The sequence below is a fragment of the Amycolatopsis sp. Hca4 genome (genome assembly GCF_013364075.1).
In the GTDB taxonomy this organism is placed as follows: Bacteria; Actinomycetota; Actinomycetes; order Mycobacteriales; family Pseudonocardiaceae; genus Amycolatopsis.
This window is the reverse complement of record NZ_CP054925.1, coordinates 3960250-3974736: the sequence shown is the minus strand read 5'-3', so window position 1 is coordinate 3974736 and position 14487 is coordinate 3960250. Positions and strand designations below refer to the sequence as shown.

11 protein-coding genes and 1 pseudogene are annotated in these 14487 nt (G+C 68.7%); 5 read left to right on the top strand and 7 right to left on the bottom strand.

Annotated features, from left to right (window positions below; translation table 11 throughout):
- Window positions 1-18: 18 nt before the first annotated feature.
- Together HUT10_RS17145 and HUT10_RS17140 are read right to left on the bottom strand one after the other, a co-directional pair.
- On the bottom strand, window positions 19-3075 hold the full coding sequence (locus HUT10_RS17145; protein ID WP_368660761.1) for an NACHT domain-containing NTPase: 3057 nt from the start codon (window positions 3073-3075) through the stop codon (window positions 19-21).
- Between the two features lie 260 nt (window positions 3076-3335).
- Window positions 3336-3731, bottom strand: a complete 396-nt coding sequence (locus HUT10_RS17140) for a hypothetical protein (RefSeq protein ID WP_176172138.1) — start codon at window positions 3729-3731, stop codon at window positions 3336-3338.
- 36 nt (window positions 3732-3767) lie between these two features.
- Here HUT10_RS17140 and HUT10_RS52230 point away from each other — a divergent pair.
- Window positions 3768-3953 (top strand): annotated as a pseudogene (locus HUT10_RS52230) (zinc-ribbon domain-containing protein); the annotation flags it as partial.
- Window positions 3954-4106: 153 nt separating this feature from the next.
- Entirely contained in the window at window positions 4107-4685 is a 579-nt protein-coding gene (locus HUT10_RS51035) for a zinc ribbon domain-containing protein (protein WP_254896910.1), read from the top strand.
- 16 nt (window positions 4686-4701) lie between these two features.
- Here the strand turns inward: HUT10_RS51035 and HUT10_RS17130 are convergent, their stop codons facing one another.
- Window positions 4702-5046, bottom strand: a complete 345-nt coding sequence (locus tag HUT10_RS17130) for a hypothetical protein (protein WP_176172136.1) — start codon at window positions 5044-5046, stop codon at window positions 4702-4704.
- A 258-nt stretch (window positions 5047-5304) separates the two neighbouring features.
- Between HUT10_RS17130 and HUT10_RS17125 the strand changes: the two genes are divergently transcribed.
- From HUT10_RS17125 to HUT10_RS17115, 3 genes are all read left to right on the top strand, one after another.
- Window positions 5305-6864: a hypothetical protein gene (locus tag HUT10_RS17125; RefSeq protein ID WP_176172135.1), complete on the top strand. Its 1560-nt coding sequence runs from the start codon at window positions 5305-5307 to the stop codon at window positions 6862-6864.
- 409 nt (window positions 6865-7273) lie between these two features.
- The gene (locus tag HUT10_RS17120; RefSeq protein WP_176172134.1) at window positions 7274-9664 is read left to right on the top strand and encodes an ATP-binding protein; all 2391 of its coding nucleotides are present in this window, start codon (window positions 7274-7276) and stop codon (window positions 9662-9664) included.
- Between the two features lie 6 nt (window positions 9665-9670).
- Window positions 9671-10786: a C39 family peptidase gene (locus HUT10_RS17115; RefSeq protein WP_176172133.1), complete on the top strand. Its 1116-nt coding sequence runs from the start codon at window positions 9671-9673 to the stop codon at window positions 10784-10786.
- 3 nt (window positions 10787-10789) lie between these two features.
- Here the strand turns inward: HUT10_RS17115 and HUT10_RS17110 are convergent, their stop codons facing one another.
- From HUT10_RS17110 to HUT10_RS17095, 4 genes are all read right to left on the bottom strand, one after another.
- On the bottom strand, window positions 10790-11830 hold the full coding sequence (locus HUT10_RS17110; RefSeq protein ID WP_176172132.1) for a hypothetical protein: 1041 nt from the start codon (window positions 11828-11830) through the stop codon (window positions 10790-10792).
- Window positions 11827-12336 (bottom strand): protein DA1, encoded by a 510-nt coding sequence (locus HUT10_RS17105; protein WP_176172131.1) that lies wholly within the window; start codon window positions 12334-12336, stop codon window positions 11827-11829. Before HUT10_RS17105 ends, HUT10_RS17110 begins: the two co-directional genes overlap by 4 nt.
- Window positions 12337-12557: 221 nt before the next feature.
- Entirely contained in the window at window positions 12558-13526 is a 969-nt protein-coding gene (locus tag HUT10_RS17100) for a hypothetical protein (RefSeq protein WP_176172130.1), read from the bottom strand.
- Window positions 13523-14479: a protein phosphatase 2C domain-containing protein gene (locus HUT10_RS17095; RefSeq protein ID WP_176172129.1), complete on the bottom strand. Its 957-nt coding sequence runs from the start codon at window positions 14477-14479 to the stop codon at window positions 13523-13525. Before HUT10_RS17095 ends, HUT10_RS17100 begins: the two co-directional genes overlap by 4 nt.
- Window positions 14480-14487: the final 8 nt, after the last annotated feature.

Sequence of the window (14487 nt, the reverse complement as noted above, 5' to 3'; positions counted from 1 at the left end):
GCCGAGGCCGGTCCAAGGTCAGGGCGAAGGCGGGGGCGACGTAGGCAGTGGTGCTGGTTCCGGCTCCAGCTTCAGTACGTGCCTGGTTGCGGACGCGCACGGTTCCCGCAGCACCGCTCGGTGAACAGGCGGCAGGCTCAGCAACGCCTCGCGGAGAGCGTCAGTCCAGATCTCGACGGCCGTGCGATCGTTTCGCTGGAGTTTCAGGAGATGCGTCAGGAGGACGCGCACCTTCTCCTGGGCCGCGAGACCGTGTTCCCTGAGGAGTTGTCCGACATGCGGGTCGGCGGCGCGCCGGGCGCACCGCGCCAGGGTGGTGAAGACCCCGGGATCTTCCGAGAATGCGTGACACACGGCCCAGGCCAGCCTTCGTCGATTCACTTCCGGTAGCGGGTGTTTGCGTAGCAACTGGGCCGAGGCGCGGTCCCGGAACGGGCGGCCGCCCAGCTGCGCGACGCGGAGCAGCAGCCTCGGCTCCAAGTCTCCGTCCAGGGCCCGGCCCGTCAGCCGGGCAAGGGCCTCCTGCACCGGCCCGGTGATCAACGCGGGCTCGGTCATCAGCATCACGATCGCGGTGTCGGTGGACGGACCGACGAAGTCGAGGCGTGCCGCGATCGATGCGAGGCTGTCGAGTTGAGGTGCGGTTTCGTCCCGGTACAGCTCGTCGGAGTACTCCGCCAAGCGGTTGCTGACCCAGGGCACCGAAATCCCGATCTCGACCAGCTCGGAACGTGCCGCGACCCGTACGTCACGATCTCGATCGTGCAGCGCCGAAGAGAGCAACCGGGCGAAGCCCGGTTCGTCGAGTTCGGTGCCGAAGCTCGCCGCCAGGCCGGCCACCGCGGATCGACGATGGCCGGCGTTCGCTGACTCCAGCGTGGTCGACAGGGCCGCCCGAGCCTCGTCCGCGCTGGTCCAGCCGAGCAGCCGAGCGGCGTCCACGTCGCCCGGGTCAGCTTGGTGAGCGGAGCAAAGGGCCCGGACGACCGTGGGGCCGAGCTCTCGTACGACGAGCCTGTCCGCGGGGTCGACCGGCAGGCTGTTGGCTATCCGCTCCTCCATGGCCTGCACGGCGAGGCCCGGTGCGACGCCGTGCAGGGCTTTTGCTGCCCCGGCGGCCGAGTCCCACGTTGTCACCGCGACTCGCAGGAGGGCCAGACCCGGCGCACCGCACCACGCGAGTGCATCCCAGGCCTCCTGCCCGTAGCCGTGTTCTTCCGCGGAGGCGTGGACCAGTTCAGCCGTCTTGACCGCGTCGGCCAGGGGCGTCAGGGCCAGCACGCGGGCGAGGTGGGTGGCGGTGAGGAAACCGGCTCGGTACAGCCTCCCGATCAGGTCGTCCGCCGCCGCGGTCTCCGGATTCGTCGAGCGCGAACCCGCCGCCGACGACGCCATGACCATCGCGAACCAGCCGAGCGCGTCCTCACCGTCCGAACAGAGCTGCTGGACCACCGAAGTCACGCCGCCGGCCGGCGCGGAGTCCATCCCCAGCGCGAAGTCGAGCGCCGCCGCCCACTCGGGGTGGAACCACGCGTACGTGTCGAGCAGTTCCTCCAGCTGTTCACCCGGCAGGGTGAGCAGGTACTCGGCGACCACGAACTGGTGCACCGTGCGATGGATCCACCCGACCGGCGCGGCCTCGTCGGAACCCCAGGGAATCAGGACGCCGAACGTGCGTACCCCCTCGAAGGTCCGGCTGTACGGGGCCGAAGCCGTGCCGAGCGATCGCTGGAGCACCGATTCGCACTCCAGCAGGGGCACCGCGTCGCGCCAGATGCCGCCGCTGGTGGCCATGTGCCACGCGAGCTCGGCGAAGGCCGCGCGGTAGCTTGCGCGCAGTGCGGCATCCTGGCGCACCACCGGCGAAGGCGCCGGCGAACCACGCTTCCAGCCCAGGCGGTAGAACCGGTCGACCACCTGCCGATACAAGCCGCTCCGGTTCGTCCTCAGCTTCTCGTCCTCGGCGACCCACGCGGCGAAGGCAGCGAGCAGCGGAACTCGCACAGCGGTGCGGATCGGTGACGTCGGCGTCAGCGCCGGGGCGAGCCGCTGCCACGGAACGTCCGTGCCCCGCAATTCGTACCACCGCTCCCAGAGCAACCGGACCTGAGCCTCGCCGAGGGTCCCCAATTCGAAGTACGTCGGCGTCACCGGCTCTTCCCCGTCGTCGGCCCGCTGCGGCAGGGCGAGCTCCAGGAACCCGGCGGGACGGGAGGTCACCAGCAACGACGGGCCGCCGTCGGGCACCATCGTCGCAATGAACAGCCGGAAAGCGTTGTCCACCGCGTCGCGCAGCCGGTCTTCGAAGACTTCGTCGTACGCGTCGACGAGTACGTGCGTGTTCAAGGACCCGGCCGCCAACCGTCCGGCCAGGTACGCGTGCAGCCTCGGGCTCGCCGTCCGCCCGGAGAGAGCGCCGGTGACGAAGGCGTCGAGGCCGGGCGACGACGTCCAGGCCGTGGCCAGTTCGTGCGAGTGCACCAGTACGGGCACGGTCACCTCATCCACCGGCAGGCCGTCGTCGAGCTGGGTGATGCCCGCCTGGCACAGCTGCAGGCAATGGCGCCGCAACAGCCACGTCTTCCCGGCGCCCGCATCGGCCAGCACGACGCCGAGCCTCAGCTCGCGGGCCGCGTTCGTCCACCCGACCTCGCCGACGGGTGGTTCCTGGCGGCGCTCCGGCAGTGTCGAGTGGACATTGACGCGACGCTCGACGAACCCCTCGTCGAGCGTCGCGTACGGCATCCAGTCCTCGACGGACTCCAGTCCCTCCGCCAACGCCGACAGGTAGGCGCGAAGTTCGTCCTCGTCGACCGTCAACACACCGCTGACAGCCCTGGCGATCTCGTCGAGGTCCGCCGGATGCCGATGCCGGAGCCGGACGTACTGGTTGCGCTCCAGGCCGCTGAGGGCTTCGGGCAAGTCGCTCGCCCGCAACCGGCCGGTCGCGTCGAGAAAGACCGGAACGACCTCGATGCCCAGGCGTCCGGCTTCCACCAGTTCACGGCGTACCCAGTCGGTCTCGTCGTCCAGCGGTCGTCTTCCCGAGGCCGGATCCTGGTCGAGCCAGTGCATTCCGATGACGGCGAAGACGATGACGCAGCCGGTCAGCTGGCCGATGATGTGCTCGGCGAAGTCGGCGCCGGGCGGTATCGAACGCGACGCCAAGAACACCTTTCCCGGGCCGAACACCTCCGAAAGGTGCCGGTCGAGCAGTACCGCCGCGAAGTCGCCGTCGCCGGTGCGGTAATTGATGAAAATCTTGGACACGATCTCAGCGTACTCCGGGGCGAATTATCTCCGACGGCGTTGGACAAAAGACGGACAAAGGACTGTCATGCCCCTTTGGCCCAGTTCTGCGGCTGGCTCGTGGCGGCGCGGAGACGATTGGCGAGTGACGCTTTCTTGCGCCAGGCGAGCTGGGCGTGCCCCATCATTCCGTAGTGCTTGCGCCCGTGTGAGGTCCAGATCGAAACCAGGCAGGAGGACGTGCCGTTCGGTTCGAAGGTCACCGACAGTGTCGGCGCGTGCATTCGCAGGCGAGGGCGGAAGTTGAGGTGGCCCAGGCCCTCCACCTGCGACCAGGTGACCCCGAAGTGATCGACCACGACCTGAGCGGCGTCCTGTTCGCTCAAGGGGACGGTCACGTCGAGTTGCCGTCTGGCCCCGACCTGCGTGAAGATCGCCCAGGCGACCAGAACGATGATCACCAAAGTCCACAAAATTTCCACGATTTGTCCATCCTTTCACTGGTGGTGGCAACAACAATGCTCCAGGTCGACGTTGTTGCATTGATACCACGGGTCGAGGATGTCTGGGGTAACGTCTTGGCGGACCGGCCGAGTTGTGTTCCGGGATGTTCGCGTTCGGTTTTCCTGGAGGTTCGCATGGTGTGTGTGCATTGCGGCAACGCAGTGCGTTCCGGTGCGCGGTTCTGCACTCGGTGCGGTCTTCCGCTGGCGGAAGAGACGACACCGGCGCCGGCTCGGGCGTTCGCGGGGCCGGAGGCGGGCGGCTTGCCCGGTGCCGGTCAGCCGGCCGGGCCGGGCTTCATCCCCACGACGAGCCGGTCTTCGTTGTCCGGCCGGGGTGGTACGCGGACCGCGGTGGTTCTGGCGGGCGTCGTGGTGTTCGCCGCCGTTGTCGCAACCGTGGCGTTCACCGGCGCCACGAGCGGCGGAGCCGGCGGATCGGCAAGCGGCGGCATGCCTGCGGGATCGACCTCGACCGTGATCGCGAACCCCCCGGAGACTGTGTACCTGACTCCTCCGGAAACCACCCTCGCGCCTTCGGTCATACCGTCCCTGTCCGCCGAAGAGCTATTGCGCCAGCAGGTGCGTTCCGACCACGCGGCGGTGGAAGAACTCGTCGGCTGGTGGGTCCCCCAGTTGTCTTCGAAGCGAGTGGGCCTGCTCGTGGAGGGGCGGAGGTTCGGAGTCGAAGACGTCTGGTCGGATTTCCAGGGGCTCAAGAGCAAGTACCCCGGTGCCTTGCTGCTGTCGTCGGACGACTTCGTCAGTTTCGGGAAGCCGGGGTTCTGGGTGACCGTCGAGCGGACCACGTTCGCGTCCGGGGAGGAGGCCAATTCCTGGTGCGAGGCGCAGGGCATCGGTCCCGACGACTGCTATGCCAAGAGGCTGACCCACACGGGATCGCCGTCCGGCAACACGATGCTGCGCAGGTGAACCCGACGCGTGTGGTTCAGAGCCACTGCCAGGAGGCCAGAACGGTGTCCCAGTGCGGCAGGTACCCACCGGCGGCCGATCGGGGTACGTCGAACTCCGCGTGCAGGAGCAGGCCCCGCGGAGCGGCGGCGACGAGGCGGGATATCCGCCGGCCGCCGGGAGCGTCCACGTCGACCACCGCCGCCTGGCGTCCGTCCAGGTCGACATACCGGGAGAGGGCGAGCCTGCCACCGTACAGGCTCGCGATGCCGTTCTCGAAGTCGGTCGCGGCGTTGAAGGTGCCGTCCTCCTGCCAGACGACGAGTTCGGCTTTGCCCGAGGAGCGGGGAGCGGAGAGGGCCGCCAGTGCGTCCTGGGACACGCCGGTCGGTCCGGTGACCTGCCGCCCGCGCGTTTCCCGCCACGGCCAGGGGTACCCGAAACGAAACCCGCACGGCACGGATACGTGTCCGTCGACCGGAAGTTCACCGGTCACTGGACGGAAGCGCTTGCTGGTGAGGAACTTTCTCATGGCCGACTCACTTTCTCCCCCGAGCGCAGGAGACCTTAACCCCTCGAGCCATCGTGCGACAGCCACTGAGCGCGTGACGGCACACGGCAGTGACAGGAGAAGGTGTTCGTGGCAGGTAATTCCCCTTCGGGTCTGGTGCTGGGCTGGCACGTGGTCGATCCCGGTCCGGTGCCGATCAGCCGGCTGTACGATTCCCCGCCGGATCCCGGCGGCGGCCGGAACCCGGCCACCGCACACGCGAGGTGGCGGGCCCAGGTCGAGGCTGATCAGGATCGCCTGCGCCGGTTGCACTTCAGCCGGCCGTGCTGGTTCCCCATCCCGGCACCGGAAGACAGCGGCGTGGTGCCGGTCTACGGCGGCGTGCACCAGGCGTGGGACCGGCTGCTGGCCATCTTCGCGACGTCCGCGGCCCTGGGCGGCGGCCGGGTCCGGCTGCTGAACCTCACCCAGACTCCGCTGTTCGACGATCTTCGGAGGCTTGCTTCGGGCGGGGGCTTCCGGGTGCGGTCCGATGTGGTCTCGCGCACCGGCTCGACCGTCGACGTCTTCGCGATGCGCACACCGGAAGACCTCGCCAGCCTGGTGACGGACGTGCTGCGCCCGGCCACAGCGGCCGGGAACCGGAACGAGGCCGTACGGGCCAGACAGGAACTGCTCCGGGTTGCCGCGATGCTGACCGGTGGGGTCGACTTGACCCGCTTGAGAGAGGCAGTGGCGATCGCGCTCGGCCACCATCGCCTGGGCAGCGCGGCGTCGTTCACCCAGGCCGAGGAAGACGCGTTGCGCGACTACCGCGCGGATATCGTGCAGCAGCAGCAACCCGTGGCGGAACGGCTCAGCGACCTTCTCAGCGACTTGGACGGGCTGCTCGCCTACGCTCGCGATCCGGCCGGCAAGCCCGCGGTGAGCGGCAGTGGGCCGGCGAGGATTCAGACGTACGAGATCGGTGGTGGCGGCGGTATCCAGGACCGGGTGCTCGGCGGTGAGCTGCTCGCGCGGGCGGCCACGCTCGCCTTTTCCCAGCCGTTCAACGGCCCGGATCTCCTGGTGGTGGCCGGTGCCGAAGCACTCGCCACCGAAGTGCTGGACAGCCTGACCGGCGCGGCCCAGCGCGCCGGCAAGAGACTGGTGCTCCTCTACGGCCGGATCAGCGACGACGCGTCCAGAGTCCTCGGTCACGGCGGTGGCGACTGTGCCGTGTTCCTCAGGCTGCCGAACCACGACGACGCCGAACGGGCTGCTCGGCACCTCGGCAAGCAGTTCACGTTCGTCGTCAACGGATTCTCCCTGTCGGAGGGTGAGACGGAGCAGTGGAACGAGTCCCGGACGAGGTCGACCAGCGTCACCACCGGATCCACCCGCAGTTCCGGATCGAGCAGTTCGATCGGGCTGAAGGGCGCGCTGACCGCGGGCCGGAACTTCGGCAACAGCGTCTCGGAGTCGCTGACGGCCGGTACGAGCGAAGCCACGACAGCGGGTGGGTCCGTCCAGCGGTCCGTCGCCCGGAACACCACTCGGGTCCACGAGTACGTTCTCCAGCCGGAAGTGTTCCAGCAGCTCGACGACCAGCTGATGATCGTCGTCCGCCGGGGGACGGCGACCTTGGCCGTGTGCGATCCGACGATCGCCGCGCTGCCCACGGCCTCACCGACGCCGTGGGGGCCGTGACGTGCCCCCGCCGCCCGAGATTTCCCTGCTCACCCACCGTGTGCTGGCGGTACCCGACCCCGACGGTGATCGCGCGGCCCAGAGCGCACGGATCGTTCCGTCGCTCGCGAGGGCACAGGCGGCAGGCACATCGGTCGCGTGCGGCTGGGTGAGGACCCGGCCACACGGCAGTACGGTGGTGCTTGCCGGCGGGTTCACCGCACTCCCCGTCGGAGGCTCCGACCTCACGATCGCATTCCCGGCCGGAGCGAGGGCGGTCGAGGTGGGAACCGACCGGGTCGCCCGGGCGATGGCGAGGCTGCCACATTGGAAAGCAGCCTCGCTCGCGTTGGACTGCTTGCCTGTCGAGCCGCCGGAGACCGCAGGATCGGGGCTCGACGACATCTTCGCGTTCTCACCGCAGGTTTCGATGGCTGCGTTTGTCGTCGCCGACCCGGCGCCGGACGACGAGGTGGCCCGCCGCATCGACGAGCTGTCGAAGACCGTGCACGACCTGGAGTCCCGCCGGTCGGGGCGGGGTTCCGACCGCCGTCGGCTGGCCAGGGCCGAGGCGGAGCTCGCGCACTTCGAGGACGCCGTCTCGGTCGGCTTGTGGAACCTCCGCCTGTGGACGGCGGCGGCTGATGCCACCGGGTGCGCAGCACTCGCGGCGATGATCGGCGGAAGCGCGGATCTGCGTGGCGGGCCGCTCAAGGTGCGTCACGATATCCCCGAAGCCGGGCCGCCCCTGCGCTGGAGCGACGTGTGCGCGGTCAGCACCGAGGTCCTCACCACGGTGCTCAGGCCGCCGGTCCGTGAACTGCCGGGGGTCCGGCTGATCAGAAGCCCGGAGTTCGACCGCACCTCCGAGGTCGTGGGCGACCTCGTGCTCGGCGACGTCCTCGACGCCACCGACTCGCCGTCCCTCCGTTTCGGGGTGCCGCTGGACAGCGTCAACAGGCATGTTCTGGTGTCCGGCGCCACGGGATCGGGCAAGTCGCAGACCGTGCGGGCGCTTCTCGAACGGTTGACCGGACACGGGGTGCCGTGGTTGGTGATCGAGCCGGCGAAGGCCGAGTATGCGGGGATGGCGGGCCGGGTGGCGCCGGAGGAGGTGCTGGTCATCCGGCCCGGCGCGCCGGACTCCGTGCCGGCTTCGCTCAATCCGCTCGAGCCCAGCTCGATCGTGGTCGACGGTGCTCGCGTGCACTTCCCGCTGCAGACGCACGTGGATCTTCTGCGTGCTCTCTTCCTGGCGGCGTTCGATGCGCAGGAACCATTCCCCCAAATCCTGTCCCGCGCGTTGATCCGCAGTTACGAGCAGGCCGGCTGGAACCTCACTCTCGGCGCTTCCCTCGATTCGGCACCGGGAGTGGACCCGCGGTGGCCGCGGCTGTCGGACCTGCAGGAACACGCTCTTCGCGCGGTCGATGACGTCGGTTACGGCTCGGAAGTGCGGCAGAACGTACGCGGTTTCGTCGGCGTCCGGGTGGGCAGTCTGCGGACGGGTACGCCGGGCAGGTTCTTCGAAGGAGGCCACCCGCTCGATCTCGACGAAGCAATGCGGCGAAACGTGGTCTTCGAGATCGAAGATCTGGGGGACGACAGCGACAAGGCATTCTTCATCGGCTGCGTGCTGATGCGCCTGTTCGAAATCTTGAGACTCCGGAAACAACACGCCACGTCCGGACCGGGGTTGGCGCACGTCACCGTGATCGAGGAAGCGCACCGCCTGCTGCGGCAGGTCCCCGGGAACGCGGCGGCGGCACAGGCGGTGACCGCGTTCACCAACCTCCTCGCCGAGGTGCGAGCTTACGGCGAAGGGATCGTCGTCGCCGAACAGATCCCCGGCAAGCTCGTGCCGGACGTGGTGAAGAACAGCGCGGTGAAGATCACCCACCGGCTGCCGGCGAAGGACGACCGGGACTTCGTCGGAGCCACGATGAACCTCGACGAGGCGCAGTCCCAGCACCTGGTGGCGTTGCGACCGGGAACCGCTGCGGCCCACGTCGACGGAATGGACCGGCCGGTGCTCGTCTCGATCGACGGCAGCGGTGAAAAGAAGGAATCGAGCGGCCACCCATCGACCGGGGTCCCGGTCGAACGCCGGGGTCCGGGGTGTTCGGCGGACTGCCTCCGGGAGCCGTGTGACCTCCGGCTGATCGTGCGTGCGGAATCCGCGTCGCCGGCTCGTTGGGTCGCGCTCTGGGCCGAGATCGCGGTCGTGGCGCACCTGATCGGCGAACCGGTGGGCGGCCCGTCATCGAGTCTTCGTGATCGCCTGGCTCGGCTCCCGCGTCCGTTGGCCGACTGCGTCGTCGCGCACGAGGTGGAGACCGCGGTCGACCGCCGGGGCCGGTCGGTGCAGCGCTGGTACGACCCTCGTGCGCTGACCCGCCAGGTCGCGGACCTGTTGCGTGACCAGCTGCGGGGCGGCGGACAAGCCGATCGACCGGCCGCCCGCTGGCGGATCGGCGTGCATCGGTACACGGACATCGCCAGGGCGCTCAGAACATCACCAGGGCCGGGCGAGGACGATACGCGCCCGCATCCCCTGACCCCCCGGTGGGAACTGCGGCAGGTCCGGCTGGCCGGCCCGACCTGGGCGGACCAGCTGGTCCAGCTGCAACTGGTCATCGGCGAGGACGAACGCAACGCCGACCCCGCCGCCGTCGCCGGTGACCAAGCGGGCGTTCGTGCGCTCATCCGGGAACTCGGCTCGGGCCCGGACGATGAAAAGCGATTGCGCCACGTGCTCACCCAGCTCGGTGCCGGTGGCTCGTGGGCGTGGCCGAGGTATCGGACCTGGATGAAGGAGTGATGCGCCGTGTCGGAATTCGGGCCTTTCCGATCACCTGAGGGCTTCGAACAGAAGCCGAGCTTTTCGTTCGAAGCTACTGAAAGCACCCATGAAGCAGCTCGGAGAGTCGACCCCGCCGAACTGGGGCGGCGAGCACTGGACGCGGAGCTGGGTGTTGCTCCCGGTCCTGACGAGGAGGAGCGTCGGCTGGCGGTGGAGGCTGCGCGTGGTGAGGTGGAGCGGGTTTTCGACGATATGGCGGTCGGGCGCGAGGGGGCTGCGGGCGCGGCGGTGGAGGGGACCGGTGTGGTCGATGTCGGGCCGGTGGAGCGAGGTGAGGCTTCGGAAGTCGCCGATGCGAAATCGCCCGATAACGCGGGTCTCGAAACGGAAGTCGTGGGCGACGCGGCACCTGGTGGCGCGCTCGATGCTCTCGGCGATTCCGGTTCGGCTGTGGCTGGTACGTGCACCTACGCCGACCTCAGCGATATCGGGATCGACTACTTGCGGACGGAGGCCCGGGACAAGCTGATCGAACGCTACGAGACGGACATCGTGGAGATCAAGGGCGGTCCGGCCGACGGAACCCAGGACGGATATGGACTGGGCGGTCCGGATGACGACCTCCAGCATTGGCTTCCCCAAGGACAGAACGACTTGGGCTTTCGGGACACCTGCGTGCCCGCTGCCACCGCGCAGGTCGCGCGTCACCTGGGTGTGGAGGTCACGGAAAACGACGTGGTCCACGCCGCCGTCGACCGCGGCCTGTGCTGGATCGACATGGAGGACATTTCCAAGAGCGGCACGATGAACGTCGCCGATCATCGCGCCCTGCTAGCCACCGTCGGCCTCGAGGGTGAGGTCAAGACGTGTGCCGGCGTCGGTGAGCTTGCGGACCTCGTGGAAGATGGTCAGGCGGTATTGGCCTACGTCGACCTGGGCGTGATAGCCACAGATCACGCCTCGAACCAGACCAACCACTGCGTCCAAGTGCTGAGGACGATCTACACCGACGGAAAGCTGACCGACTTCATCGTCAACGATCCCGCGCTCGGCCCGGGTCGCATAGTGAACTGTGAGCTTTTCGAGCAGAGCTGGCACGACACGGCCTCCGTGATGGTGGTCGAGCGCCGGGACCGGTGACGCTCAACCGCCCGTGCCGTGTCGCTCGCCGAAGAGACCGAGCAACTTCGCGAACGCGGTGCCCGCGGTGACGCTTTCTTCCTGTCCCGACGCCGATGTCGGAGGACTCGACGAAGACGTTTCATACAAGGTCTCGAAGATCTCGAGGGTGATCTGCACCCGCTCGGCAGGCACACCGTCGATCAACGCCATGATCTCGCGGAAATTCTCCGGGTTGCTCATGAAGCTGGTCCGCTTGTGCTGGAGCGCTCGCTGCTGAACGCGGTGCTCGCAGGATTGGCGTCTGCACGCCATGCTGAGCAGACCGAATCCGCTGCTCAACGCGAAGTGCAGCGTGGCCGCCGCCGCGGCGGGCGCCCCCAGTGTGAAGGGCAGCAGCGCGGCTGAAGACACGATCATTCCGGCGAGGTAGTTGAGGGAGCGCCGGTGTTCGCGATCGGCCGCATCCTTCTCTTCCCGCTCTTTGAGGTGCAGGTCGGTCAGGTGGTCGAGGTTTCGCCGGCTGTCCTCCGGCGGCCGAGGGCCTCGCGGTACGTGCTCGGACGGGGGAGATCCGGTCGCCGAGGCGAAGAGGTTTGCCTCGTCACCGCCGACCGGATTGCCGAGCCGCTCCGCTCGCATCAGCTCTGTGTGGAACTCGCGGATCATCGTGGTCCTGACCTCGCGGGCCAGCGATGCCCTGCTGATCGGGTGTTCGATCCGTTCGCCGAGGCTTGCGATGGCCCCGTCGATGAAGTGCTGCTCGCTCCGGATCTTCCGCCGCATCAGCAGGAAGTTCTCGAGCCGCTGCGAGTGGCTCGGACATCGGGATGTCGCCGTGCACATGATCCGCATTTCCCTGCCGAGCCCCGAAAGGAACCGCATCTGTGCCGGTGGCAGGACACCGGGTTGCATCAGGCCGATCTGTTCGAGCAACGTGATGAGGACTCCGACGTCCGCCGCGGCGTCCACCCGGACTTCGAGGGGCAGCAGATTCGAGGTCTCCCGCAGGACCTTGGCCAGTGCGCGGAATTCGGCGGGCTCCGTGGCTTGCTCGTCGGTCATCTCGTGCTCTTTCGGGATGGCGGTAGTTCACCGGTCGCGGCGACAGTCCGGAGCACGCGGTCGACCCCGTGATGACGGACCGCGGTGTGCACCTGGCGGAAACCTTCGCCGTAGACGGGGTCGGTGTTGGTGGCGAGCTCCTCGCGCAGGGCCGCGCCGAACCGCGTCGAAGATTTCTTCAGCCATGCATACGCGATGAGCTCGCACAGTCCTTCCTCGACGGCGGGATTCCGGGGGTGATTCCCGTTTTCGCTCAGCCATGCGTGGCCGAGCTCGTGCGCGACCGTGCTGCCGAACAGCTCGGCGGGAAGACCGCGCAACACCAGCACGGCCTCGGCGTGGCCCCGCCCCTCGTCGACCGCGACGATCCTCGTGAGACCGAGCAGATCGGTCCCGGACGGGGATCGGAGCTCGTCCGGTTCGGCCAGCCGGACCCGGACCCGGTGGCGCAGGGAGAAGCCCAGCTCCGCCACCGAGCGCCGGACGCGGGGAAGGAGATTGCGCACATCGTCCTGGCTGTCGACTGCCCCGGTCGCGCAGGTCGGGCAACGCCATTTCTCGTGGCCGAGGCACCGCCAGGCGGACGGCTCCAGCAGCGTCCGAGGTCTGTTGCATGCCACGCAAGACGAAACCCGGCCGTGTGCTTCGCAGGTGACCTCACCGCGCATCGACACCTCGAAGATGCCGATCGGCGGTCGGCCGCAGGCGGTGCACCGGGCGGTCGTGCTCAAGTGGCTCGCTCCCATCCGCCCGTCGTCCGGTTCCGCCGCCAGCCGGAGGTCGTGGTGCGCCGAGCGGGCTCGCTCTGCTTCCGTGCGACAACGGTGTGCCGCCGCTGGGGAGTTTGCTTCGCGAGGTAGGCGTACCATTCCGCCGACCGCGGCCGATCCTGCGCGTTTTCACCCAGCGTCGCCCGGAGCAGCTGCTGCCCGGCCGGGTCGAACAGTTCGCGCAACCGGTCCGGATCGCGCGCGGTCGACGCCTGCGGACCCGGCGTGAGAGCTCTGAGCACGAACAACCCCAGCTTGTACACGTCGGTGGCCTGCGTGAGGATCGTTCCCTCAGGTGGAGCCCAATCGGGAGCGCTCAGCTGCCGGACCACGGCGGCGCTGCCCTTGATGCGCACCGCGTCGCAATCGACGAGCATCACCGTCGGTTCCGGGGCGCGACGGAAGAGGGCGTTCTTCGCGTTCACGTCACCGAAGACCACGCCCCGGCCGTGCAGGAAGGCGAGGGCTCCGGCGAAGTCCCGGCAGAACGCGAGCCGGTCCGCCGTCGTGACGGGCGGCATGCCGAGCCGCACCGCCAGGCTCGGCTCCACAAAGAGGTTCTGGACCTCTCTCGGATCGTTGACGGCCCGTCCGCTGCCGGGCAGGACCCGCTTCTGGAAGAAGGACTCGTGGATGAGCGGCATGACCACGCCGACGACGACGCCGTCCTTCCGAACGACTCGGGCGGGCCAGCTGGCGATCGTGTCGAGCCGCTCGCGCCCGCGCTGGTCCAGCGCGCTGCGCACCCGGACTATCGCGCGCAGACCGTGCGGTGCGGACTGCTGGCCGAAGTACCGCTTGTAGACGAGACTGCCGGCGACGTCGGGCAACTGGAGTTCGGGGAGGAGGTGGACCACGGCCTGCCCGCCTCGGCCCAGCTCGGTGCCGAGCGGGCCGAGCTGGGCCTCCTCGAGTTCGTCGGTCACGGATTTCCCGCATCGGGAACGGGCCAGATGGCCAGCGCCGTCCGGTCGTCGTCGAAGGTGCGCCGGGAGAAGTCGACCTGCGCGGCGAAGTGGAGCGGGTGCGGCGGGGCCGCCCAACGTTCGGCGAGGAAGCGGCCGACGTCGCCCTGCCCGGAACCGAGCGGGTCACCGACCCCGTCGGTCATCAGCACGAGCACCTCCTCGGGGGCGAGGGTGAACTCGCGGGTGAGCAGGGAATGCCGGCCGGTGACGGGAATCGCGTCGGTCGCCGACGAAGCGACCACCGCGCCGTCGTTCTTGACGGCTTGGAGCGGGGACCAGGTGAACGACGGCTCGGTGCGCAGCAACCACGCCGACGAATCACCGACGGAGGCCAGGTGAACCATGCGCCGGCCGGTGTCGTCCGGACGGGTCTCGATGATCGCGAACAGCCCCGTCGTCGCCATCGTGGCCGACGCGTCTTCGGGCTCGGCACCACTCCTGGTCACCGCGTCGCGGACCGCGTCCGACAGTACACCGATCACGCTGTGCCAATCGATCTTCTCAGGCGGCGTCTTGGTGAGCGCGGCGCACAACTCGTCGCAGCCGCGTTGCGTGACCAGCTCGGCTGCGACGTGGGACCACGGCGCGGCCGACACCCCGTCGGCGACCGACGCGACCAGCCACTGGGAGTCCGCGGTCGACCTGAACGCGTAGTGGTCTTGACGCACCTTGCCGTAATAGCGGTGCGACAGACCCCGGATGCTGGCTGCCCGCAGGTCCAGCGATTCGCCGATCCGCACACCGCTGGCGATGATCTCGGGGTGGTGCGGGAACCGCTCGTCGGGCAGGGGGATCACCGCCGTCGCCGCTCGGCCGGGATCCCCGACGTTCTCCGGGACGTCCCCTTCGTGCGCAGCGGAGACGCCCTGCTCTTCCGGCGTTGTGGTCAGGCTGTGTCTTCCTCCGGACATGGCGGATC

What these genes read in the sequence shown, in the direction of transcription:
- HUT10_RS17145 (WP_368660761.1), bottom strand. Translation starts at nt 3,075, where the DNA reads ATGCACTGGCTCGACCAGGATCCGGCCTCGGGAAGACGACCGCTGGAC.
- HUT10_RS17120 (WP_176172134.1), top strand. Translation starts at nt 7,274, where the DNA reads ATGGCTGCGTTTGTCGTCGCCGACCCGGCGCCGGACGACGAGGTGGCC.
- HUT10_RS17110 (WP_176172132.1), bottom strand. Translation starts at nt 11,830, where the DNA reads ATGACCGACGAGCAAGCCACGGAGCCCGCCGAATTCCGCGCACTGGCC.
- HUT10_RS17095 (WP_176172129.1), bottom strand. Translation starts at nt 14,479, where the DNA reads ATGTCCGGAGGAAGACACAGCCTGACCACAACGCCGGAAGAGCAGGGC.